Genomic DNA, 22,308 nt, shown 5'->3' with positions numbered 1-22,308 from the left:
CGCCTGAACGGAGGGCATCAGGCGTGTGCGGGCTGGCGCGGCGCGAGCAGGCCGAACAGGTCGCGCGGGTCCTGCGGTTGGGCAATGAGGTCGAGTTCGGAGTGCGGCGCGTGTTCGGGCAGGAGGTCGTAGAGATAGCGCAGCGCGGAGAAGTCCTCGATGCCAAAGCCCACCGAATCGAAGATCGTGATTTCCTCGTCGCTCGTGCGCCCCGACGCCTTGCCGGAGAAGACCGACCACAGCTCGGTGACCTCGAAATCGTCGGGCATCTGCTGAATCTCGCCTTCGATGCGGGTCTGCGGGGTATATTCCACGAAGACACGGCCGCGCTCGAGGATCTCGGGGGCCAGTTCGGTCTTGCCCGGGCAGTCGCCACCCACCGCGTTGATGTGCAGCCCTGCGCCGGTCATGTTGGCGCTGAGGATGCGCGCGTTGACCTTGTCGGCGGTGACGGTGGTGACGATGTCCGCGCCGATCACGGCCTCGTCGGCGGACGGGGCGATCACGACCTCTATACCGCTGTCGGCGAGGTTCCGGGAGAACTTGCGCGAAGCGGCCGGATCAATGTCCCAGGCCTGCACGCGGGTGATGCCCAGCAGGGCCTTGAACGCGGTCGCCTGGAATTCGGACTGCGCGCCCTGTCCGATCATGGCCAGCACACGCGAGGCGGGCCGGGCGAGGTAGCGCGCGGCAAGCGCCGACATCGCGGCGGTGCGCAGCGCGGTCAGCAAGGTCATCTCGCTGACCAAGACCGGGTAGCCGGTATCAACGCGGGTCAGTACGCCCAGCGCCGCGACCGTCTGAAGGCCCGCGGCGGTGTTGCCGGGGTGGCCGTTTACCTGCTTGAAGGCGAAATAGTCGCGGTCGGCCGCGGGCATGAGTTCGATCACGCCGCCGGGCACGTGGCTGGCGTAGCGCGGGGACTTGTCGAATTCCTCCCAACGCTCGAAATCGGCCTCGATCCGCTGCGCGAGGCCGCGCAGGAAGGTCTCGAGGCCGACCGCTTCAACGATCCCGGCAAGATCTGCAACGCCAACGAAAGGTACCATGCTGTGTCTCCTGATTTTCGCTCAGGATAGGCAGGCAGGTTTCATGGTGTATGTCGAAAATGGCTACATTTGTGGCATAATTCAGGCTATTTGCATGGCCGTTATGAGCAATTTGACATGATAAGTCTCGACAAGCTGGACCAGAGCCTGATCGGTATCCTGCGCACCGATGGCCGCGCGCCCGTCTCCAAGATCGCGCAGATCCTGGGTGTGTCGCGCGCGACGGTGCAGACCCGGCTCGACCGGCTGGTGCAGAGCGGCGCGATCCTGGGCTTCACCATCCGCGCGCAGGAGGAAGCGCCCACAGGGGCGATCCGGGCGATCATGCTGGTCGAGGTCGCCGGCCGTTCGACCGATGCGGTGATCCGCCTCCTGCGCGGGATCCGCGAGATCCATGCCCTGCACACTACCAACGGTGCCTGGGACCTTGTCGCCGAGATCGTCAGCCCGACGCTTCCCGACTTCGACCGGGTCCTGCGCGAGGTGCGCATGATCGAAGGCGTGCTCAACAGTGAGACGAGCATCCTGCTGCGCTCGCTGGCATAGCACTGGCGATCTGCCAGGTATCCGACCTTTGTGATTTCGAAGTAGAAGCGCAGGCTTTGACGTCCGACACGCTGTGTACGCTTGGGCCGTCCACCGTCACCGGGAACCAGGAGCCCATGTTCCTGCAGGACGGAGGCGGCTTCCCCTGGATCGCGGCCGGTCAGGACTTCATTCCAGCCGCTATGGAGATAGCCTAAAGGTGTGAGCGAACGGGCTTCGCGCTCCCGGTTGCTGGCCGCCGCGCCATCATCATCTGAGTTGCTAGCGCATGACGAATGCTCTTTCGCCCTGGGAACGCGGCCAGAGCGTGACTGTCCGGCCTGTATGGCGTTGCGGACTCGTTCCAGAGCAGGCGGTTGATCCAGGCTCGCGCCAGCGCGCCACTTCCTGCCCCTCCCGCTTGATCCTATCCGATCGGGCTGCGCGTCTGGGCAGGCACTGCTTCAAGCAGGTCGAGCTTGTCACTTCGGAAATGCAATTGCATTTCAGGCTCTTCGTCTCTGAAGGTGAGAAAAGCATCCTCGGGCGTGATCGGCTTCCATTCCACGCCGTCGACCGCACCGGGCGAACCATCCCGCGCGAAATTCACCCAATAGCCAATTGCGGCCTTCGCGATTGCATGGTCCTGCGCCGTCGCAGGCGGCTGCGGCGCGCCGTAGAACGTGAAACCTTCGTCCGTCAGGTTGTCGAACACGAAAGGAATTTCACTGCCATGCCCGGCGCCGGGAAACTGCGCGCGCAGCGCCTTGGGCACGTAATCGAAGAAGTAGGCATAGGATGGCTGCCCGTTCGCCGCGTGCAGCCGCGCCAGGTGGCGCACAGGTTCGGTGCTGGTCACGTCGGTGCGAACATCCTGGGCCATGGCCAGACGGTCGCCTGAACGCGCATACGCTGCCTCTACCTTGCTCTGCAGCGGGCCCAGCGAGGTCAGGGCCCGTTCCGGGTCCTGCGCGATACTCTCGCGCATCAAGGAGGCTTCCCAGCTGTTGCTTCCGGTGATGAAGGGAACCGGTGCTTCGTGCCCCGCCGCAAAAGCCTCCTCGGGCTGCTCGGGCAGGGTGTAACCATCGATCATGGGAAGGGCCATGCCCAGTCCGACCTCAGGGCTGGCAAAGAGCTCTGCGGGCAGCGCGCGCAGGGCCTCGGCCGCCGTGGCATCGCGCCCTTCAATGGCCTGCCCTGCGGCAAAGCGCATCGCCGTCGCCTCGCCGGTAAATGGTCCATCACCCAGCGCCGGCGGGGCGGAATTGCGGTTGAATCCACTTTGCGAGATCGCCTTGTGAAAGAGACCGCGCGCGCGCGGACTGACCATGAGGTCATTGACCATTGCCGCGCCCGCACTTTCGCCGAAGATGGTCACATTGTGCGGATCGCCTCCGAATGCAGCGATGTTCTGCTTCACCCATTCAAGCGCAGCCACCGTATCGAGCAGCCCGAAGTTACCGGTCGGCGCATCGGGTGACTGCGCCAGCAGCGCCGGGTGGGCAAAGAAGCCGAGCAGTCCGAGCCGATAGTTGATCGACACCAGTACGACATCGCGCCGGGCGAACTGCGCGCCGTCATAGACCGGCATGGCGTTCGAGCCGACGACAAAACCGCCGCCGTGAATCCAGACCATGACCGGCATCGGCGCTGCGCGTGATCCGGCCTTGCGCGGTGTCCAGACGTTGAGGTTGAGGCAGTCTTCGGACTGGTCTGGCGCGCGTTCCTGCCACATCTCGGGCTGAATGCAGGCCGGGCCGTAGCGGCGTGCGTCGCGCACGCCCTGCCAGGCCGGAGCGGGCTCGGGCGGGGACCAGCGCCGCGCGCCGACGGGCGGCGCCCCATAGGGTATGCCGCGATAGGCGGTGACGTCCCCCTGGGCCTCTCCGCGCACGGCACCTTGCGCGATCTCGACGGTCTGGGCCAGGGCCGGCATCGCTGCCGCACCCCCAAGCCCGAACGCGAACAGCAGGGCGACACGGCGAACAGGCGAGAGCTTAGGCATGGCGATATGGCTTCCATTCTGGCGGCGGCCCCTCGGCACACCGGGAAATGGGATCAGATCAGATCAGGCAGGGCCTCAGCGCTGCGCGGCGGGGAGCGGCGCTTCGCCGCCCTCCCCCGATGGCGCGGCCGCCATGTGCCGGGCCTGGATAGCGCAGGTGATCAGCTGCATCTGGTGGAAGATCATCAAGGGAAGGATGATAGCCCCCACACCAGCTGCCGGGAAAAGCACGCCTGCCATCGGAACGCCTGCGGCGAGACTCTTGACCGACCCGCACATGAGCAGAACGACCCGGTCCTCCTGCGCCAGTCCCAGCATGCGCCCGGCGAGGTGAATGACCAGCTGGATCGCGGCCAGCAAGACCGCGTTGAGGCACAGCAGCCAGACCAGGTCGGCCAGTCCCACTTCGCTCCAGATACCGCCCACAACGGCCGCGCCGAACGCGCTGTACACGACCAGCAGGATCGAGCCGCGATCCACCATCGTCGTGGCCTTCTTGTGTCGGGCAATGAAGTCGCCGACGAGCGGGCGCAGGAGATGGCCCGCCAGGAACGGCAGCAGCAGGTTCAGAACGATCTTCTGGACCGAGGCCATGATCGAGAGCTCTCCGGCCCCTCCCAGGAGGAGGCCCACCAGCAGGGGTGTGATGAAGATCCCGGCAAAGTTGGAAAAGGTCGCGCTGCAGACCGCAGCAGCCACGTTGCCGCGCGCGATCGCCGTGAGCGCGATCGAGGATTGCACGGTCGACGGCAAGAGCGCGAGGAAAAGGAAGCCGGTGGCCAGCGACGCGCTGAGCATCGGCAGGCTCGACAGCGCCAGTCCAAGGACCGGAAAGACCAGGAACGTGCACGCCAGGACTGCCAGTTGCAGGCGCAGATTGCGCCCGCCATCGATCAGGTTGCGCCGGGAGAGCTTCGCGCCATGAATGAAGAAGAGCAGGACGATGCCGATATCGGCCAGGACATCGACCCGATCCGCCCAGGCCCCCCGGGCCGGAAGCAGCGAGGCAAGTACCACCGTGCCGACCAGGAAGCCGATGAAGGGATCGAAAAAGCGGGTAAGACGAGCCATCGTGCAATCCAGTTCCTAGTATGCCGCGACGCAGCCGTCGCTGCGCGGGTCCTGCGCCCCTTCGAGGAGCCCGGTGTCATGCCGCACGATTGCCCCGGCATGCCCCATCATCGAATTGAAGGAAGGCACCGCTTCCACGTCGTGGCCGGCGCTGGCCAGGGCTTGCAGAAGGTCCGGCGCGAAACTGTCCTCCAGCTTCAGGGTGTGCGTTTCCTGCCCCCAGGTCTTTCCCAGGAGCCAGCGCGGCGCGGTCACGGCTTCCTGCAACGCAACGCCGCGGGCATAGCGTGCGAAGATCGCGGCCTGGGTCTGGGGCTGGCCTTCACCGCCCATCGTGCCGTAGGCCATGACGCGGCCATCGGCGAAGCGCGCAAGCGCGGGATTGAGCGTGGTGAAAGGCTGGCGCCCCGGCTCCAGCGCGTTCCAGCCCGGTGCCAAGCGGAAGCTGGAGCCACGATTTTGCCAGATGATGCCGGTTTCGGGCAGGACCAGCCCCGAGCCGAACTCGAAGTAGGTGCTCTGGATGCAGCTCACGACCTGCCCCCGGCCGTCCGCAGCGGCGAACCAGGTGGTGTCGCCGGGCGCCGCCTGATGGGGCCAGGGCAAGGCGCGGTCCGGATCGATCCTGGCCGCAACTTCGCTGCCCGCTGGGCCGAAATGATCTTCACGCTGCAGAACGACCTGCCCGAAATGCAGGCCTTCTATACCGACGTGAAGGGCCGCATGGCCAAGGCCGGACGCGATCCCAACGACTGCGCGATCCTCGTCTCGGTTGATCCCATCGTGGGCGAGACCGAAGAAATCGCGCTTCAAAAGCAGTTCTACATCAACAATCTGGTCGACGACGAGGTGGCGATCTCACACGCCTCCAAGCACCTTGGCATCGATCTCAGCCAGTATCCGATGGACAAGCCGCTTGAGGACCTCGAGATCGAAGGCGGTTCGGTGGGCGCGCTGGAAGTGATGAAGAACGCGGCAAAAGCCAAGGGCCTTACCCTGATCGAGCTATGCCGGACGTATTCGATCAGCGAATCCTGCCCGCAGCTGGTCGGAACGCCCGAGCAGATTGCCGATGCCCTGTGCGACATGTTCGAGAACAAGGGCTGCGACGGCTTCATCATCTCGCCGGCCACGATGCCCGGCTCGATCGAGGAGTTCAACCGCATGGTCGTTCCCATCCTCCAGCAGCGCGGCCTGTTCCGCACCGCCTATGAAGGCACGACCCTGCGCGCCTCGCTCAAGGCGAGCTGAGCCGGGCAGCACCTGCCAATCTTCCGGCCGCGGGGCGTCAATCTTCGCTCCGCGGCCGCTTCGCACTCCGGCATGAAGGCCCGTCACCATGCACGCACCCGTTCCCGAACCGGCGCGCACGCGCCGCTCCGACCTGCCCTACCGGCTGCTCCTGCTCGGACTGCTCTCGGCGGTCTACATGCTCAACTACACCGACCGCATGGTGCTGCCCCTTCTCATGCCCGAGATGAACCGCGAACTGGGTTTCTCCGACAGCCAGATCGGGCAGATCACGGGAAGCCTGTTTCCAATCGTCTACAGCGTGATGTCGATCGTCTTCGCCATCCTTGCCGACCGGGTCGACCGTATCCGCCTGCTCGCCTTCACCACGATCCTGTTCTCGCTCACGACCGCCGCGTGCGGACTGGTTGAGGGCTTCTGGACACTCATGCTGGTGCGCGTGGGCGTGGGCGCGGGCGAAGCGGGTTCGGCGCCGCCCTCGCTTTCGCTGATCGCCGACCACTTCGAGGGCCCTTCACGTCAGCTTGCCAACTTCGTCTACGTCAGCGCGCTGGTGGTGGGCATGCTCTTTGCCTACGGCGGCGTAGGCGCGGTCAGCGTCTGGTATGGCTGGCGCATGGGCTTCTATGCGGCGGGCGTGGTGATCGGGCTGTGCGTGCTCGTGTTCCTGCGCGACAACCGCAAGAGCGCACCAGTTCTTAGTGACGTCCCGCGCCGCTCGGGTCGTTTCCGTGACCTAGCCCGCAACGGGCCGTTCATCTGGGCCGTGCTTGTCGCCGCCTTCAGCACGATGCTGTCGATGGCCCCTTCGCAGTGGCTTCCCCTCTACCTTTCGCGCTCGCTCGACATGAGCCAGGCCGATATCTCGCTCTTGCTGGGCACCTATTTCACGCTCTTCAGCTTTGTCGGACTCGTGCTCGGCGCCTGGCTCGCCACGCACCTGCGCCGTATGTCGGTGGGCATGCCGCAGCTGGCCGGCGTGCTGATGATCGTGGTGACGACGCTGGGCTATCTCTGCGCCTTCACCTTCCACGACATCACCGTGGCCCGCGTCTCACTGGCCCTAGTCAGCCTTGTCTCGCTGCTCGCCTACGGGTCCCTTCTCGCCTACGTTCAGGACGTGACCGAGCCGGAGAATCACAGCAAGGCGAGCGGGATCATGTTCGTGGCCATGGCGCTGGGCTTCTCCCTGGGCACGATGGCCACCGGCTTCCTCAGTGACCTTCTTAAGCCGGCTTACGGCGCGGACGCGCTGGGTGTGGCCGTCCTCCCCGTCATCGTCGCCTCCGGCCTGATCGCGGGCGTCGCGTACTACATGATGTACCATACGACCCGGAACCGTCACTGACGCGACGTCGGGGCGGGGCGGGCCGGACCGCTCCCACCCTTCCGCACAGGCGGCTTGCGCGCTCATGAAAAAGGGCCTCGGATCTATCGATCCGAGGCCCTTTTCGCAGTCCTCTTACGCCTGCAGGGGCAATGTCAGGCGGCGGCTCCCGCAACCGGCAGCGCATGGTAGCGCCGGGCGAAATAGGCCAGACCGTCCGCTTCCGAGCCGAGGGCGAGATGCTCCACGGTGCCGAAGAAGACGCTGTGGGTGCCCACCTCTGCGACGCTCTCGACCGAGCAGCCCAGCACCGCCAGAGCCTCGCCCAGTCCCGGCAGGCCGCCCGTCTCGATCCACGGGCCGCACCCCTCGAAGCGCTGATCCATGGTCAGCGCACTGTCCGAAAACGTGCGCGAGTGCCCTTCCTGGGCCGCCGTAAGCACGTTGACGGCAAAACGGCCATTGGCCTTCAGATACCGGTTCATCCGCGCCGAACGGTTGATGCACACCAGCAGCGAGGCGGGCTCGTCGCTCACGCTGCACACCGCCGACGCGGTCATCCCGAAGCGGCCCTCGGGACCATCGGTCGTAATGATGCTCACCGCCGCTCCCAGACGCGACATGGCGGTGCGAAAGTCCTGCATCTCAATCATAAGATCACCTCATCAACAGGCCGCCGTTGATGTCCCAGACGGCACCATTGGCAAACGCGGCCTGTGCAGAGGCCAGATGGACGGCGGTCTCGGCCACGAAATCGGGCGAGCCGAGATGGCGCACGGGAATGCCTTCGACGATCCCGGCCAGCTTGTCGGCCGGGACCAGCGCGCGCACGGACGGAAGGTCCAGCGGGCCCGGCGCAATCGCGTTCACGGTAATGCCGAAGGGCGCCAGATCCCGCGCAAAGACCTTGGTCAGCGTGATGATACCGCCCTTGGAGGCGGCATAGTGCGCGCCCGTCGCCGTGCCCCCGTTCTGCCCTGCCAGCGAAGCGATATTGACGATGCGCCCGACCCCGCGCTCCTTGAAATAGCGCCCGAAGACCTGGCAGCCCACGAAGGTGCCGCGAAGGTTCACCGAGACAACCTGGTCGAACTCGTCGGGCGCGATCTCCAGAACCGGGCGCACGATGGTGACAACCGCGTTGTTGACCAGCGCATCGACACCGCCCCAGCGCGCGACAAGCGCATCGCGGGCCGCCTCGAAGGCGGTCTGCTCGCGCACGTCGAGGGCCAGGCCAATGGCGCTCTCACCTGTGGGATCGAGCGCGCGCGCCGCAGCGCAGGCCCCCTCCTCGTCGATGTCGGAAAGGCCCACGTTGTAGCCCGCGCGGTGGAAGGCCCCGGCGATCGCAGCGCCCAGACCCTGGGAGGCGCCGGTCACAAGGACCGTGCGCGAACGGGAGGAAGAGACAGTCGTGTTCAAAGCAAGCACCTGACAGTGTGTTGAAAATCGCCGAGTTCACGCCCGGCCAGACCCTTCGGTCACGGCCATGCCCTGCCCCTCGGGGCACGTGCCAGGCCCATGTGCCGCACAGGCGCGAAAGGGCCGTGGCGGCACGGCGCAGCGCGTCCCGGGCCACGCAAGCGGCCCGACCCGAGACGCGAGCTACTCCGTCCCGATCATTCGGGAATGACCAGCTCGCGGCCAATGCGCGCTTCGACCCGGATGTACTTCCACAGGCGGTATTCGCCCACTTCGACGGTGCGGAAGAAGTTGCAGGCCGCCTTCACGGTGTCGCGGTCGGGCGCTTCGGCCAGAATGTAGAAAGTCCAGGGCCAGCCATTGGGGGAGGTGCCGACCATCGTCTCGTCATCGTCGAGCGTGCCGAGCACCTTGACGCCGGGCAGATCGCGGATGCCGGTCAGCATCTCGGAAACGCCCGCCCAGACCTTGCCGATCTCGGCGGCGGGAAGGTCGAAGAAATTCTGGAGGACCGCGCCGCAGAACAGGACGCGAAGGGGCTTGGGGGCTTGGTCTGTCATGATAGGTATCCTTGTCTGAAATCAGGGAAAGCCGGGGCCGACATCGCGGCCCAGGAAAACGCCCCCGGCCTTTTGCCAGGTGCCTTCGGAGAGAAATGCGTGCTGGGAGACGACCAGGGCATCCTGGACGAACCCCGACAGCGGGTGGTCGTTGAAGATACCGGTGGTCCCGGTCATCTGGATGGCGAGCCGGGTCACCTCCGCGCCGGTTTTCGCGGCATGCGAACAGGCAAGGCGCAGAAGGTTGGCCTGCTGGGCGGAGACCGGGTCGCCCGCGCAAATGGTGCTCCAGGCGTCCTGCGTCGCCTCGTAGAAGAACGCGCGGGCCGAACGAAGTGCGGCTTCGCCCTTGGCAAGGTCGCTCTGGACGTAGGCACGGTCGGCCAGAGTGGGCGCCCCGGTAATGGAGCCGCGCGTCCCGGCCATCTCGGTGACGGTATCAAGCGCGGCCCGGGCCACACCCAGCCCCACGACCGCAAGCACCTGCGCGGCAAAGGCCATCGAGGGGTAGCGATAGAGCGGCGAATCGAGCGTGGGTGCGCCGCCACGCACGAAGGTCCAGTCCTCGGGCACGACCACGTCCTCGACCACGATGTCATGGCTGCCGGTACCACGCAGCCCGATGACGTCCCAGTTGGGCTCGATGCGAGCGGCCGAGGCCGGCATCACTGCCATGCGCGGCAAGCCGCCGTCGTCCGCTCCGGTCACCTTGACCCCGACCCCGATCAGGTCCGCTCCGGTCGCGCCGCTGCCAAACTGCCAGCGCCCGCGCACCTTGATACCGCCGTCCACGCGCTCGGCCGGCTGCGGCGGGAAGAGGGCTCCTGCGAAGATCACGTCGGGACTGTCGGCGTAGAGCCGGTCCAGGGTCTCCTTTCCGAGCGAGGAAAGGTACATGCACGAGACCCCGAAGCTGGCCACCCATCCGACCGACCCATCGCCGATGGACAGGCGCTCAATCGCGCGCAGGAACTGCTCGGGCGAACACTCGTCGCCGCCGTAGGCCCGCGCGACGAGTGCGCGGTAGATGCCCAGTTCGCGCAGCGTTTCAACCACATCGGCGGGCAATTGGCCAAGCGCATCGAATTCGCGGCGCCGTGCCTTGAGGGATGCGAGAAAGCTATCGGGTATCGCCTGCTCTGCAGGCAGACGTCCCACGCCCGCAGGCGGCGCGCCGGTGTCTTTGGCTGTGACCATATCCATCGCGTAATCCTTAAGCCGGATCAGTGTTGAGAACGACCGTGCGCCTTGGCGCGCAGGGTCGCATCGGCACCGGGGAGTGCCACGAATTGTGCCGCGAAGAAGCTGTCCCTGGTGCGCACGCAGCGCCGTGCAGTGCCGTGCGCGCGATGGCCGACCCGCTCATGGAGATACTTCCCTCCATGGTGCGTGGTCGTTCCCGAAAGGCGTTGGTTTCGCGTTCCTCACCCTGCAATTGGTGTATTTTTCGCGTGAAATGTCAACTAATTTCTCAAGCAATTGTGTATTCCGCCAAAGAGCGTATGAAGCGCATATATCCGAACCTTCAGGTTCGGATGCAAAAGGGAGACATGACCAGGTGAATGCAGACGAGGCCGTCCAGAACGGAACTGACGTGACCAGCTTTCGCATGGAGCAATGGCCCTTCTACTGGATGACGCAGTTCACCGGGAGCTATCTGCGGCGTATCGAACTGGGCCTGAAAGGCATTGGCCTCGACATTCCACGCTGGCGCGTGCTCATGTCGCTGCGCGGTCGAGAGTCTCTCAGCGTGAGCGAAATCGCCGATCATGCTATCGTCAAACTTCCCACGATGACCAAGATCATCCAGCGCATGCAGGCAGAGAACCTGGTTATTGCGCAGCAAAGCCCGACCGATGGCCGCGTGACCGAGGTGCGCCTGACAAGCCAGGGGCATGAGGCTGGAGAGAAGGCCTGGGCGGTGGCGAACCGGATCTACCGGCGGGCATTCGAAGAGGTCAGCGAAGCCGAGATCGCGAACCTCAACGTCCTGCTACGCAAGATCACTGCAAACTTGGCCGACTAGCCCGTCCTATTCTTCCGCCCGTGTTCTGAAGGGTTGGGGGGAGCGGTGCAAGGCTCTGACTTCACTAGAAACGGATCACCTCGACGCCATCCTTCGGGCCCGCATGGTCGCGATCGCGCGCGGCTACTCGCGTAGCACGCTGCCGTTTTCACGGCCCGCATCGCCCTTGCGCACGACCTCGATCCCGCTTGGCCCCGTGCGGGTAACGAGTCCGAAGCTGCTTTCCAGCGCCTGGAGGAATTCGCGACTTTCGTTGACCCCAAAGCGGCCCGTGATCGACAAGTCGGCAAGGTCACCCGAGGCCACATGCAGCGGTTTGGCGCGGTAGCGGTTGAACTGGGCCAGCACGTCGGCAAGACGCTCGCCGTCGAACTGGATGAAACCCTCGCGCCAGGCGATGCTGCGTTCCACCGCGAAGGCGTCGTTGTGGCGGATCGCAACCGAAGAGGCGGTGATCTCGGCAAGACTGTTGCGGGTAAGCTGGTGCACGGTCCCGTCAGGGCCGGTGACGGCTACGCTTCCCTCGGTCACGGCCACGCGCGTGGTATCTCCACTGCGGCTGACGTTGAACTTCGTGCCGAGCACACGCACACGCACATCCGGCGCCTCCACCGTGAAGGGGCGGTCGGGGTCGCGGGCGACCTCGAAAAAGGCCTCGCCCTTCTCGAGAACGATCGCGCGCTGCGTGCGGCCAAGCGCGATGGTCAGGCTGGTCTCGGTGTTCAACGCGATGGTCGAGCCATCGGCCAGCGACTTGATCGCGCGTTCGCCAAAGCCGGTGCTGCGCCGTTCGGCCGGGGTGTAGCGGTACCACCCCAGCGCGGCGATTGCGGCCACCGACGCGGCCGCCGCCAGCGCCCGGCGCCGGGTCAGGAAAGGGACCGCCGCGCCTGCCCGCGCGGCCACGGAGCGCACGGGCGGATGCCCGGCATCAGGGGCAAGGGGATAGTCCGCATCCAGACGCACCCGAGGCATTGCCTGCCAGTTGGCGTCCGCGCGGGCAAAGGCCACGGCATGGGCCGGATCGGCCTCGATCCAGGCGCACAGTTCGGCCTCGAGCGCTGCGCTTGGCGCGCTATCGCGGCGAACGACGAACGCGGCCGCCTTCGCGTCGATGCGCGCCTGCTGCTCTGCCCTCTCCGTCCGATCCTGCTGCGACATACTCTGAGATTTCCAACTTGATACGGGCCAGACCTGAAAGCGCCCGGGTAAGATGAGTTTCCACGGTCGACACCGAAATGTCCATTATCGCCGCGATCTCGGCCCGCGAATGGCCATGGACACGCCGCAACAGCAAGGCCCGGCGCTGGCGCTCGGGCAATTGCGCAATGGCGCTTTCCAGGCGTCGTAATTCGTCGCGGGCATTGAGCAGGGGTTCCGGAGAAAAGCTGCGTTGCAGGTCCTCGATGTCGGCCATGTAGTCGAACGAGACCACCTGGTCGCGCCGGGCCTGATCGATCAGGATGTTGCGGGCAACCCGCGTGAGAAAGCGCAGGCCCTGGTGCATCGTGCGCCAGTCGGCGGCCTCGTAGGTGCGCTTGAGCGATTCCGCAACCAGATCGTCAAGATCGGCCTCGCTCGTCACCATGCGGCGCAATCGCGCCCGCAACGCCGGTTCACATGGGAGTATAACCTCCTGGAACCAGGCAATCTTCTCAAGTGTCTCGTTCATCGGCCCCGTCATGTGCCCCCTGAGGCACGCCTTCCTGAGCGGCCTGCTGTGCAGGTCCGTTTGGCATATCCTTACGCCAAATTGTGCACTGCGCAAAAAAAGATCAAAAAACCGTCACACGGTGTCGGGGTGTTTTGCGCGTCACTCGTTCTGGGGGGCAGGGACGATCCGTCCGAAGACACCAACGGGGCAACGATGTTCAACACTTTCGGCAAGACACTCCTGGCCTGCGCCAGCCTTTCGGTCATCGCGGCGACAGGCGGCATGGCGCAGACCGCCACGGCCGCGGCGCGCATTCCCGACGAGGGCACCCGCATCGCCTTCGAGATCCCGGCGCAGTCGGTCAGCCAGTCGCTGCAGATGTTCGCGCGCCAGTCGGGCTATCGCATCCTGTTTTCCGAAGAGAGCGTGCGCAGCCTGCGCGCATCGGCGGTGACCGGCAGCCTTTCGCCGCGCGCCGCGCTCGACCGTATTCTTGCCGGAACCCGCCTCGAAGTTGCGTCGGTCAACGGCAAGGTCATTGCGCTGGGGGAGCGCAAGACCGCCGCAGCGGGGGCGCGCCGTGCGCTTCCCGCGACCCGCATGGCCCCGCAGAGCGAGACCGCGCCCGTCGCTAGCGGCGACACCCTCGCCGCGGCCGAGCCTGCCGCCGCCGAAATCGTTGTTACCGGCACGCTGATCCGCAACCCCGCGCTGACTTCGGCGACGCCCGTCCAGTCAACCGGGGCCGAGGAAATCCAGCTGCGCCAAGCCAACACGGCCGAGGAACTGCTGCGCGAACTGCCCGGCGTCGTTCCCAGCCTGGGCAGCGCGGTCAACATCGGCAACCCGGGCTATTCCTTCGTCGACCTTCGCGGCCTGGGCTCCAACCGCAACGTCGTCCTGCTCGACGGCCAGCGCATCGCGCCCGCCGACCTCTACGGCCGCGTCGACCTCAACAACATCCCGCTCGCCCTCATCGAGCGCGTCGACAACCTGACCGGCGGCGCCTCCACCACCTATGGTGCGGATGCGGTCTCGGGCGTCGTCAACTTCGTCACCCGCAAGGACTTCGAGGGCGTCGAGATCAACGTCTCCGACCAGATCACGAGCCGCGGCGATGGCAACTACTTCAACGCCGACATCACTGCAGGCCACAACTTTGCGGACGGGCGCGGCAACATCGTGCTCTCCTACGGCTACCAGAACGCCAACCCGGTCTACCAGGGTGACCGCTCGTTCGGCGAGGCGGCCATCGATTCGTTCTCGGGCGGCGTCTCGGGTTCGGGCACGACCACGCCTGCGCGCTTTACACTGCTGGGTCAGAACGGCGGCAACGTCCAGGTGAACCCGGAGACGGGCGGCTTCAACGAAGGCTACGTTCCCTTCAACTATGCGCCCTACAACCTCTTCCAGCTGCCCTTCGAGCGCCACAACGTGTTCGGCGCGGCGCATTACGAAGTGGCCGACGGCATCGAACTCTACGGGCGTGGTCTCTATTCCAAGAACACCTCGACCACCATCGTCGCGGCCTCGGGCGTATCGGGTTCGGTGGTTTCGATCCCGCTCTCCAATCCGTTCCTGGGCGATGGCCAGCGCAGCATGTTCTGTGCCGACGCCGGGATGACGTCCGTCCAGTGCGGCGCGGCGGCGGTCGCGACCGATCCCAACGACCCGAACTTTCGCGCGGTCGACCAGCAGCTGTGGTACCGCTCGGTGGGCCTCGGGCCCCGCGTCGATGAATACCAGACCGAGCTTTACGACTTGCGCGCCGGCCTTCGCGGAGCGCTTACCGACACGATCAACTTCGATGTCTCGGGCAGCTACGGCGAGAGCATGAACAAGCACATCCAGGATGAAGGCTTCATGTCGCTTTCGGCCACCCGCGATGCGCTCATGGCGACCAGCACGGGGGCCTGCCTCAGCGGCAATCCGGGCTGCGTGCCGATTAACATCTTCGGTGGCCCGGAGGCGCTGACCCCCGAGATGGCCGAGTACGTCACGGTGCGCCCCTACAGCGAGACCAAGGCCTCGCTGCTGCAGTTCTAGGGCCAGCTCGATGGTGACTTCGGTGTGACCAGCCCCTTCGCCAGCGACCCCATCGCCTTTGCGGCGGGCGCTTCGTACCGCAAGTACAAGGCCTCGCAGGATGGCAACGAGGCCAAGACGACGCCGGGCGAGGTTGGCCTCGATGCCAGCATCATGCCCTTTTCGGGCGGCTACCACGTGGTTGAAGGCTTTGGCGAAATCATCGCGCCGCTGGCCTCGGACCGTCCGTTCCTGGAGAGCCTGACTTTCGAGGCGGGCCTGCGCTACTCGCGCTACTCGATCGATTCCGAGGAGGGCCGCAGCTTCGGCACCACCACCTACAAGATGGGTGGCAACTGGGAGCCGGTCATGGGTCTCAAGCTGCGCGGCATGTACCAGCACGCCGTGCGCGCGCCCAACATCTACGAGCTGTTCCAGCCCGCATCGGCCGGCTTCGGCAACCTCCAGACCGACCCCTGCGCGGGCGCGGCGCCGCTCAACAACTCGGCCCTGGCGGCGGTCTGCATGGCGCAGGGCGCTCCGGCCGGGCGCCTGGGCAGCATCGTCACCCCGCAGGCCGGCGAGATCAACACCACCATTTCGGGCAACCTCGATCTCTCGCCCGAAACCGCCGACAGCTTCACGCTGGGGTGGTGCTGCAGCCGCTCGCCGTGCCGGGCCTGACGATCACCGCGGACTACTTCAACATCCGCATCAAGGACGCGATCGCCTCGATGTCCTCGTTCGACGCGATCGAAGCCTGCTTCGGCGATGTCACCGACGCCAGCGCCACCAACCCGGCCTGCCTTGCCATCCGCCGCAACCCGAACACCGGCGGCCTTTCGGGTGACCAGTCGGTGACGCCGGGTCTGGCCCTGCCGCTCACCAATGCGGGACGCCTCAAGACCGACGGCATCGATCTCAACGTGACCTACCGCCGCGATGTCGGCCCGGGCACGCTGACGCTGAACTTCGCGGGCACCTGGACGAGCCGTTCGCAGTTCCAGTCCGGCCCCTCGGCGGCGGTGCGCGAATGCGTGGGCTACTACAGCGCCAACTGCGGCACGCCGGCCGCCCCCGAAGTCGGTTCGCTCCAACCCGAGTACGTCTGGAACCAGCGCGTCTCGTACAACTGGGATCCGGTCATGCTCTCGCTGCTGTGGCGCCACACCAGCTCGATGCGCTACGAGCCCGCGGCCGAAGCCTCGACCGGCCCCGCCTATGCGGCCGATGGCGTCGACTTCGGGCGCATCGGGGCGGCCAACTACTTCGACCTCACAGCACGGGTCGACGTGACCGAGCAGCTCCAGTTCACCCTCGCGGTGCAGAACCTGGCCGACAAGACGCCGCCCTTCGTGGGCTCCAGCATCGGTTCGTACTTCTTCAATAGCGGGAACACCTTCCCCTCGACGTACGATCCGCTTGGCCGCCGCTTCTCGGCCGCGGTCAAGATGAAGTTCTGATCGAACCACCCTGGCGAGAGTGCCGTTGCCGCAAGGTGACGGCACTCCCGCTCTTTTTACGGTCCCCCACACGCACAGCCACATCGCCAGACCGGAGATCTCCGTGCCACGCATCCTGCCCGCCCTGGCGAGCGTCGCCGCCCTCGCCATCGTCCTTGCCGGAAACGCCCCGGCACGGGCCCAAGCACCCGCGGACGATCTCGACGCGCGCGTGGAGCGTGGCCTCGGGTTTACCAGTCGCACGCTCGACGGGCTGACGCGCAACACCCAGCTTTCCTTCCACTGGTTTCAGGAGGGTGAGCGCGTCTGGTACAAGCGCGAGGAGGCCGATGGCACGGCCCGTTTCGTTGCGATCACGGCCGCGACCGGGGCGAAATCCGACCTCTTCGAGCCTGCGGCCATGGCCCGCGCACTACGCGCCGCAGGCGCCGGGGTGGCCACGGACGCATCGGATCGGACCACCGGCGATCCCCGGATTCACGACGTACATGTCGCCCCCGATGGTCGCAGCCTCGTCGTCGACGTGCCGCTGCCGGATGCTGAATGCCTCTGGCCCCAGCTCTACGATGTCTGCTCGCTTCCGGTGCAGAGTTTCGCCTGCGACCTTCCGGTCACCGCCTGCCGTGCGCAGGACGCCTGGCCTGCCGACCTCGTCATGGCGCCCGACCGGCGCCGCTACATCGCCGTCAAGGACCACGATCTGTGGCTGCACGACCTGCGCGGGGGCGCGGCGCGCCGCCTGACCTCGGACGGGGAGGACGGCTTTGCCTATGGCGAACTGCACGACCAGCTGGAAACCTTCGCCTTCTCGCGCCGGCGGGCGGGACTTCCCGAGCCCGTCAAGGGCGTGCTGTGGTCGCCCGACGGGCGCTATGTCCTGGCCCTTCGCCACGACGTACGCCCCTACCCCGACCGCCTCATCCTGACCGAATACGTGCCGCCCGAAGGCGGGCTTCCCGTGGTCCACACCAAGCGCGAGGCCGATGCAAGCGACGCGGTCTACCCGGCCGCGCAGCTCAGCGTGCTCTCCCTCGCCGAGGGGACCCAGATCGTCACCGACCTCGATCCGCACCTGATGGACGACCTCGCCAACCTGGGCTTCAACGCCGGGCAGGTCTGGTGGGATACCGACCACGCGCGCGCCTGGCTGATCGGCGCGCGGCGCGGTGGGCGCGACGTGCGCCTTCTCGAAGTGGACCTCGCCAGCGGCAAGGTGCGCACGCTGGTGCAGGACACCGGCGATTTTCCGCAGGTGCTCGGCCCCGGCCTTGGCCCTGCCAACGTTACCGTACTGCCCGAGCAAGACCGCTTCATCTGGTACTCCGAGCGATCGGGGTTTGGCCATCTGTACCTGGGCGAACTTTCCTCGGGCAGGATCCTGCGCCCGCTGACGAAGGGCGACTGGGTGGTCACCGAACTGCTGCAGGTCGACACCCGGGCAAACCGCGTGTTCTTTGCAGCTGCAGGCCGTGAGGCGGGCTCCGATCCCTATTACCGCCGCCTCTATTCGGTGCCGCTGAGCGGCGGCAGCCCCACCCTGCTCACCCCAGCCGAGGCCGACCATGCCTTTGCAATCGCGGGGCCGGGCGGTTCGGTTTCACCCGGCGGGCGCTATTTCATCGACGATGCCTCCACCGTCTCGCAGCCGGACCGCTACACCCTGCACAGCCAGGACGGCGCGGTCATTGCCGAGATCGACGCCGCCGACATTTCCGCCTTGCGCGCGGCAGGCTGGAGTGCGCCCGAGAAGGTCACCGCCACGGCCTCGGACGGGACAACGCAGCTCTACGGCGTCATCTACAAGCCCGCCGACTTCGATCCGGCCAGGCGCTATCCCACTGTCGAGATCACCTATCCTGGCATCTGGGCCAAGTACCATCCCACGACCTTCCGCGACCAGTTCTACGGCTCGGCCACGCTCAACGCCTTTGCCTTTGCCAATGCGGGCGCGGTGGTCGTCTCGCTCGACGGGCGGGGGACTTCCTACCGTTCGGCTGCGTTTCGCAACTTCGTCTATGGCAAGGACGATGCGACCGGCGCGCATGACCATGCCGCCGCGCTGCGCGAACTGGCCGCCAGCCGCCCCTGGATCGACCTTTCGCGCGTGGGCGTGACCGGCCATTCCTCGGGCGGGGACGGGAGCCTGCGTGCCGCGATGCTCTATCCCGACCTCTACAAGGTGGTGGTCTCGGGCGAAGGGCCGAGCGACTACCTGACGCTGCCGATGGACATCGCGGTCGAGCGCGCGCTGGGCGTCCCCGATACGAAGGAGGGCCTTGCCTATTACCGGCGCATCGCCACCCCGCAGTTGGTCGACCGGCTCAAGCCGGATCAGAAGGTCTTCCTCATCTATGCGGGCGCGGACGAGGAAGTCCCCCTCCAGCAGGGCTTCACCCTGTTCAAGGCCTTCCAGGATGCAGGCCGCCTCTACGATGAACTCATCATCCCCGATGCCGGCCACTGGGGCGGGCGCGGCGATTACGGCGTCATGCGCACGGTGCGCTATTTTGCCGAGAACCTGGGCGCGCCCGAACCTGCGCCAACGCCCGCCGCGCAGCCCTGACCGCAATTTCCCCCTACGGTCCGAGCCTGCATTCCCCCTCTTCGGACCGTAAATCTCACGATGAAACTGGAACCTGCCATGTCCCACACCTCCCGCTCCCTTCGCCGCGCGATGCTGCGCCTTGCCGGGGCCACGGGCCTTGCGCTCGCGCTGCCCGCAACCCTGGCCGCATCTCCCGCCGCATCCCCCGCCACTGCGACCGAAGTCGCGCAGGATGCCGCCATGGCAAAGATCATTGCGGGCCAGCATGACGAGATGATCGCGCGCCTGCGCGACTGGATCGCGCTGCCCACCATCGCGGCCGAGGGCCTCAACATCGAGGAAGGCGCGCAGATGATGGAGAAGGTCCTGCGCGATGCAGGCTTTGGCCAGACCCGGATCGTGCCGACCAGCGGCTCGCCGTCTGTCTTCGGCTACCTCGACGCGGGAGCTGAGCGCACCATCGCGGTCTACTTCATGTACGATGTGAAGCAGTATGACGCGGAGAAATGGACCACGCCCCCGCTCGCAGGCGAACTCGTCGCGCGCGAGGGGCTGGGCGAGGTCATGCTGGCGCGCGGCGCGATCAACACCAAGGGGCCGCAGATGGCGTTTCTCGCCGCGCTCCACGCCTACCGCAAGGCGAACCGGCTGCCGCCGGTCAACATTGCGCTGATTGCGGAAGGCGAAGAAGAAGTGGGCTCCGCGCACCTCGCCGAGGCGCTCGCCGATCCCGAAGTCAAGCGCCGCCTCGACCAGAGCATCGGCATGTTCTACTGCTCGGCCGCGCAGTCGAGCGACGGCTTCGTCTCGGTGGACCTGGGCTCCAAGGGCATGATCGAGGCCGAACTGACCGCCCACGGCGCCAAGGGTATCGGACCCGACCATGACATCCATTCGGGCTATGCGGCGGTCGCCGACAGCCCGGTCTGGCACCTTGTCAAGGCGCTGTCCTCAATGACGAACGCGGACGGTACGCAAGTCACCATCGATGGCTGGAACGATAACGTGCGTGCGCCCACCGCGCGCGAGGAAGAGCTGATCGACCTGCGCGCCGCCGAACTCGACGAGGGCCTCATGAAGGAGGAATTCGGGATCGAACGCTGGATCGCGGGCGTCGACTACCGCACCGCGCTCGACCGCATGGCCAACGCGCCCACGGCCAATATCGAAGGCATCTCGGGCGGTTACACCGGCGAAGGCGGCAAGACGATCCTGCCTTCCTCGGCCACGGCCAAAATGGACTTTCGCCTCGTGCCCGGACAAACCGCCGAAGACGCCAAGGCCAAGCTGCGCGCGCATCTCGATGCCCATGGCTTTGCCGACATCGACGTTACCTTCACCGGCGGGCTCGATCCCAGCCAAACCGCCGAGGACGCCGCGCTCACCCAGGCGCTGATCGCGAACCTCAAGGCACGCGGCGTTCCCTATTCGCTCGACCCGCGCAACCCCACCTCCGGGCCGACCTACCTGTTTACCGACAAGCTCTTCTCGCTGCCATTTGTCAGTGTCGGGCTGGGGCTTGGCGGGCGCTTCCACGTGCCCGACGAATTCTACCTCATAAACTCGACCAACCCGAACGTGGCCGGGTTCGACGAGGTCAGCGGCTTCTATATCGATCTTCTCGAAGACGTGGCCACGCGCCCGCTCTGAGCGCGCGGCCATAGGGGAAACGGTGCGCGTGCGTCCCTTCGCGCGCGTTTCCATTTCCCATCCACAGGGGCGGTGCGGGCAAAAGGGAAAACGGATGCGTGATCGGAACAAGAGGATGCGCCGTGGGATGGTGGCGGCAGGTCTTGGCGCTGCGCTGCTGACCAGTCTTCCGGTCTCGGCGCAACTGTTGCCGCCTCCCGAAAACCCGGTCGAGGACCCGATCCCGCCCCGTCGCGAAAGCGAAGGGCCCTATGCCCGCCTGATCCTGCGCGGAGCGACCATGGTCGATGGCACCGGGGGGGCCCGCGCAGGGCCCGGTCGATATCGTCATCGAAAACGACCGTATCGCCGCGATCACCCCTGTCGGCGCACCCGGGCGGATCGAGCCGAAATGGCGCCCGGCGCCGGGCGACCGCGAAATCGACATGACCGGCTATTATGTCCTGCCCGGCTTCATCGACACCCACGTCCACCTCCACTCGCTGAATGACCCGCAAGGGATACCCTCGGAATACGAGCTCAAGCTGTGGTTGATGAACGGAACTACCTCGGTGCGCGAGCTGGGCAGCGACCGGCCGCTCGAGTGGCTGCTCGACATCAAGGCGCGCAGCGCGCGCAACGCGATCACCGCGCCCCGCATCGACGTGTACCCCTTCCTTCTCGACATGAACCGCCCGCTGGTCACGCCCGAGGACGCGCGCGCACGCGTGCGTGAGTACAAGGCGCGCGGGGCCGACGGGATCAAGCTGGGCGGGATCACCGCGCCCCAGACCCTGGCCGCGATCGACGAGACGAAGAAGCTGGGCATGCATTCGACCATGCACCACGACCAGACGGCCGTGTCCGAGGCCAACGTGCTCGACACCTCGGCGGCAGGCCTCGAAGGCATGGAGCATTGGTACGGCCTGCCCGAGGCGCTTTTCACCGACCGCAGTCTGCAGCACTATTCGCCGGGCTATGTCTACCAGAACGAGCAGGACCGCTTCGGCGAGGCCGGACGTCTGTGGGCGCAGGCCGCGCGCCCGGGCTCGGCGCGCTGGAACGAGGTGATGGAGACGCTGCTGGAGCGGGATTTCATCATCACCCCCACTTTCGTGCCCTATATCGCCACGCGTGACCTTCAGCGCTCGATCCATGCGCCCTGGCAGGCCGACTATACCCTGCCCGCGCTGTGGGACTTCTGGCGTCCCGACCCGATCAACCACGGCTCGTTCTGGTTCGACTGGACCACCGAGGACGAGGTGGCCTGGAAGGAGAATTTCCGCCTGTGGATGCAGTTCATCAATGAATACAAGAACAGGGGCGGCACCGTGCCGGTGGGCGATGATGCGGGCTATCTCTACAACCTGCCCGGCTTCGGCTTCATCCAGGAACTCGAACTCCTGCGCGAGGCCGGCTTCACCCCGCTCGAGGTGATCCGCGCCGCAACGCAGAGCGGCGCCCGCGCGCTGGGCCACGAGGACCAGGTCGGTACCCTCGAACTGGGCAAGAAGGCCGACATCATCGCGGTCAAGGGCAACCCGCTTGCCAATCTCAAGTTGCTCTATCCCACAGGGACAATCCGCCTCGATCCCGCCGATGGCAAGGTCCATCAGGTGGGCGGAATCGACTACATCATCAAGGACGGTATCGTCTTCGAGGGCGCGATGCTGCGCCGCTCGGTGCGCGACATGGTCACCGCGGCCAAGGCCGAACGCGGTCTCGAACCGGGGGCCATGCCGGTCGCAATGCC

The 22,308-nt window shown here is 66.1% G+C and carries 17 protein-coding genes and 2 pseudogenes; 9 read left to right on the top strand and 10 right to left on the bottom strand.

Features of this window, described 5'->3' with window-relative positions:
• Window positions 1-17: 17 nt before the first annotated feature.
• Window positions 18-1,049 (bottom strand): ornithine cyclodeaminase, encoded by a 1,032-nt coding sequence (locus MBENS4_RS10030; RefSeq protein WP_039390497.1) that lies wholly within the window; start codon window positions 1,047-1,049, stop codon window positions 18-20.
• 117 nt (window positions 1,050-1,166) lie between these two features.
• On the opposite strand from MBENS4_RS10030, the gene MBENS4_RS10025 reads away from it, so the two are divergent.
• The gene (locus MBENS4_RS10025; RefSeq protein ID WP_039390495.1) at window positions 1,167-1,595 is read left to right on the top strand and encodes an Lrp/AsnC family transcriptional regulator; all 429 of its coding nucleotides are present in this window, start codon (window positions 1,167-1,169) and stop codon (window positions 1,593-1,595) included.
• Between the two features lie 406 nt (window positions 1,596-2,001).
• Here MBENS4_RS10025 and MBENS4_RS10020 read toward each other — a convergent pair whose 3' ends face one another.
• The 3 genes and pseudogenes from MBENS4_RS10020 to MBENS4_RS10010 form a co-directional block, all read right to left on the bottom strand.
• The gene (locus tag MBENS4_RS10020; protein ID WP_052322177.1) at window positions 2,002-3,582 is read right to left on the bottom strand and encodes a carboxylesterase/lipase family protein; all 1,581 of its coding nucleotides are present in this window, start codon (window positions 3,580-3,582) and stop codon (window positions 2,002-2,004) included.
• Between the two features lie 75 nt (window positions 3,583-3,657).
• Window positions 3,658-4,653, bottom strand: coding sequence for a bile acid:sodium symporter family protein (locus MBENS4_RS10015; protein WP_039390493.1), 996 nt, complete (start codon window positions 4,651-4,653; stop codon window positions 3,658-3,660).
• A 15-nt stretch (window positions 4,654-4,668) separates the two neighbouring features.
• Window positions 4,669-5,289, bottom strand: a pseudogene (locus MBENS4_RS10010) (gamma-glutamyltransferase); the annotation flags it as partial.
• Here MBENS4_RS10010 and MBENS4_RS26600 point away from each other — a divergent pair.
• Window positions 5,245-5,904 (top strand): LLM class flavin-dependent oxidoreductase, encoded by a 660-nt coding sequence (locus MBENS4_RS26600; protein ID WP_340140812.1) that lies wholly within the window; start codon window positions 5,245-5,247, stop codon window positions 5,902-5,904. The pseudogene MBENS4_RS10010 and the gene MBENS4_RS26600 sit on opposite strands and share 45 nt — an antisense overlap.
• An 88-nt stretch (window positions 5,905-5,992) precedes the next feature.
• Window positions 5,993-7,252, top strand: coding sequence for an MFS transporter (locus MBENS4_RS10000; protein WP_039390491.1), 1,260 nt, complete (start codon window positions 5,993-5,995; stop codon window positions 7,250-7,252).
• Between the two features lie 134 nt (window positions 7,253-7,386).
• Here the strand turns inward: MBENS4_RS10000 and MBENS4_RS09995 are convergent, their stop codons facing one another.
• The 4 genes from MBENS4_RS09995 to MBENS4_RS09980 form a co-directional block, all read right to left on the bottom strand.
• Window positions 7,387-7,884 carry a flavin reductase family protein gene (locus tag MBENS4_RS09995; protein ID WP_039390490.1) on the bottom strand — a complete coding sequence of 166 codons (498 nt, stop codon included), beginning with the start codon at window positions 7,882-7,884 and terminating at the stop codon, window positions 7,387-7,389.
• 4 nt (window positions 7,885-7,888) lie between these two features.
• A complete protein-coding gene (locus MBENS4_RS09990) occupies window positions 7,889-8,653 on the bottom strand; it encodes an SDR family NAD(P)-dependent oxidoreductase (protein WP_052322356.1) in 765 nt (254 codons plus the stop codon).
• Window positions 8,654-8,850: 197 nt separating this feature from the next.
• Window positions 8,851-9,213, bottom strand: a complete 363-nt coding sequence (locus MBENS4_RS09985; protein ID WP_039390487.1) for a hypothetical protein — start codon at window positions 9,211-9,213, stop codon at window positions 8,851-8,853.
• Window positions 9,214-9,234: 21 nt separating this feature from the next.
• Window positions 9,235-10,416: an acyl-CoA dehydrogenase family protein gene (locus tag MBENS4_RS09980; RefSeq protein ID WP_084592027.1), complete on the bottom strand. Its 1,182-nt coding sequence runs from the start codon at window positions 10,414-10,416 to the stop codon at window positions 9,235-9,237.
• Between the two features lie 355 nt (window positions 10,417-10,771).
• On the opposite strand from MBENS4_RS09980, the gene MBENS4_RS09975 reads away from it, so the two are divergent.
• Entirely contained in the window at window positions 10,772-11,239 is a 468-nt protein-coding gene (locus tag MBENS4_RS09975; RefSeq protein WP_039390485.1) for a MarR family winged helix-turn-helix transcriptional regulator, read from the top strand.
• Between the two features lie 123 nt (window positions 11,240-11,362).
• Here MBENS4_RS09975 and MBENS4_RS09970 read toward each other — a convergent pair whose 3' ends face one another.
• Both MBENS4_RS09970 and MBENS4_RS09965 read right to left on the bottom strand, forming a co-directional pair.
• Window positions 11,363-12,400 carry a FecR family protein gene (locus MBENS4_RS09970; protein ID WP_039390484.1) on the bottom strand — a complete coding sequence of 346 codons (1,038 nt, stop codon included), beginning with the start codon at window positions 12,398-12,400 and terminating at the stop codon, window positions 11,363-11,365.
• The gene (locus MBENS4_RS09965) at window positions 12,315-12,911 is read right to left on the bottom strand and encodes an RNA polymerase sigma factor (protein ID WP_159108042.1); all 597 of its coding nucleotides are present in this window, start codon (window positions 12,909-12,911) and stop codon (window positions 12,315-12,317) included. The genes MBENS4_RS09970 and MBENS4_RS09965 overlap by 86 nt, the downstream gene beginning before the upstream one ends.
• Window positions 12,912-13,106: 195 nt before the next feature.
• On the opposite strand from MBENS4_RS09965, the gene MBENS4_RS25345 reads away from it, so the two are divergent.
• The 5 genes and pseudogenes from MBENS4_RS25345 to MBENS4_RS09945 all read left to right on the top strand — a co-directional run.
• Entirely contained in the window at window positions 13,107-14,939 is a 1,833-nt protein-coding gene (locus MBENS4_RS25345) for a TonB-dependent receptor (RefSeq protein ID WP_052322174.1), read from the top strand.
• A 24-nt stretch (window positions 14,940-14,963) separates the two neighbouring features.
• Window positions 14,964-16,381 (top strand): annotated as a pseudogene (locus MBENS4_RS27575) (TonB-dependent receptor domain-containing protein).
• A 103-nt stretch (window positions 16,382-16,484) separates the two neighbouring features.
• Entirely contained in the window at window positions 16,485-18,944 is a 2,460-nt protein-coding gene (locus tag MBENS4_RS09955; protein WP_039390482.1) for a DPP IV N-terminal domain-containing protein, read from the top strand.
• A gap of 78 nt (window positions 18,945-19,022) precedes the next feature.
• Window positions 19,023-20,576, top strand: a complete 1,554-nt coding sequence (locus tag MBENS4_RS09950) for a M20/M25/M40 family metallo-hydrolase (protein WP_052322171.1) — start codon at window positions 19,023-19,025, stop codon at window positions 20,574-20,576.
• Between the two features lie 287 nt (window positions 20,577-20,863).
• On the top strand, window positions 20,864-22,308 hold a 1,445-nt coding region (locus MBENS4_RS09945; protein WP_242404858.1), incomplete at its 3' end, for an amidohydrolase family protein.

Source organism: Novosphingobium sp. MBES04 (assembly GCF_000813185.1).
Lineage (GTDB): Bacteria > Pseudomonadota > Alphaproteobacteria > Sphingomonadales > Sphingomonadaceae > Novosphingobium > Novosphingobium decolorationis.
The sequence above is the reverse complement of the archived record's forward strand: the minus strand, read 5'-3'. Positions and strand labels throughout refer to the sequence as shown.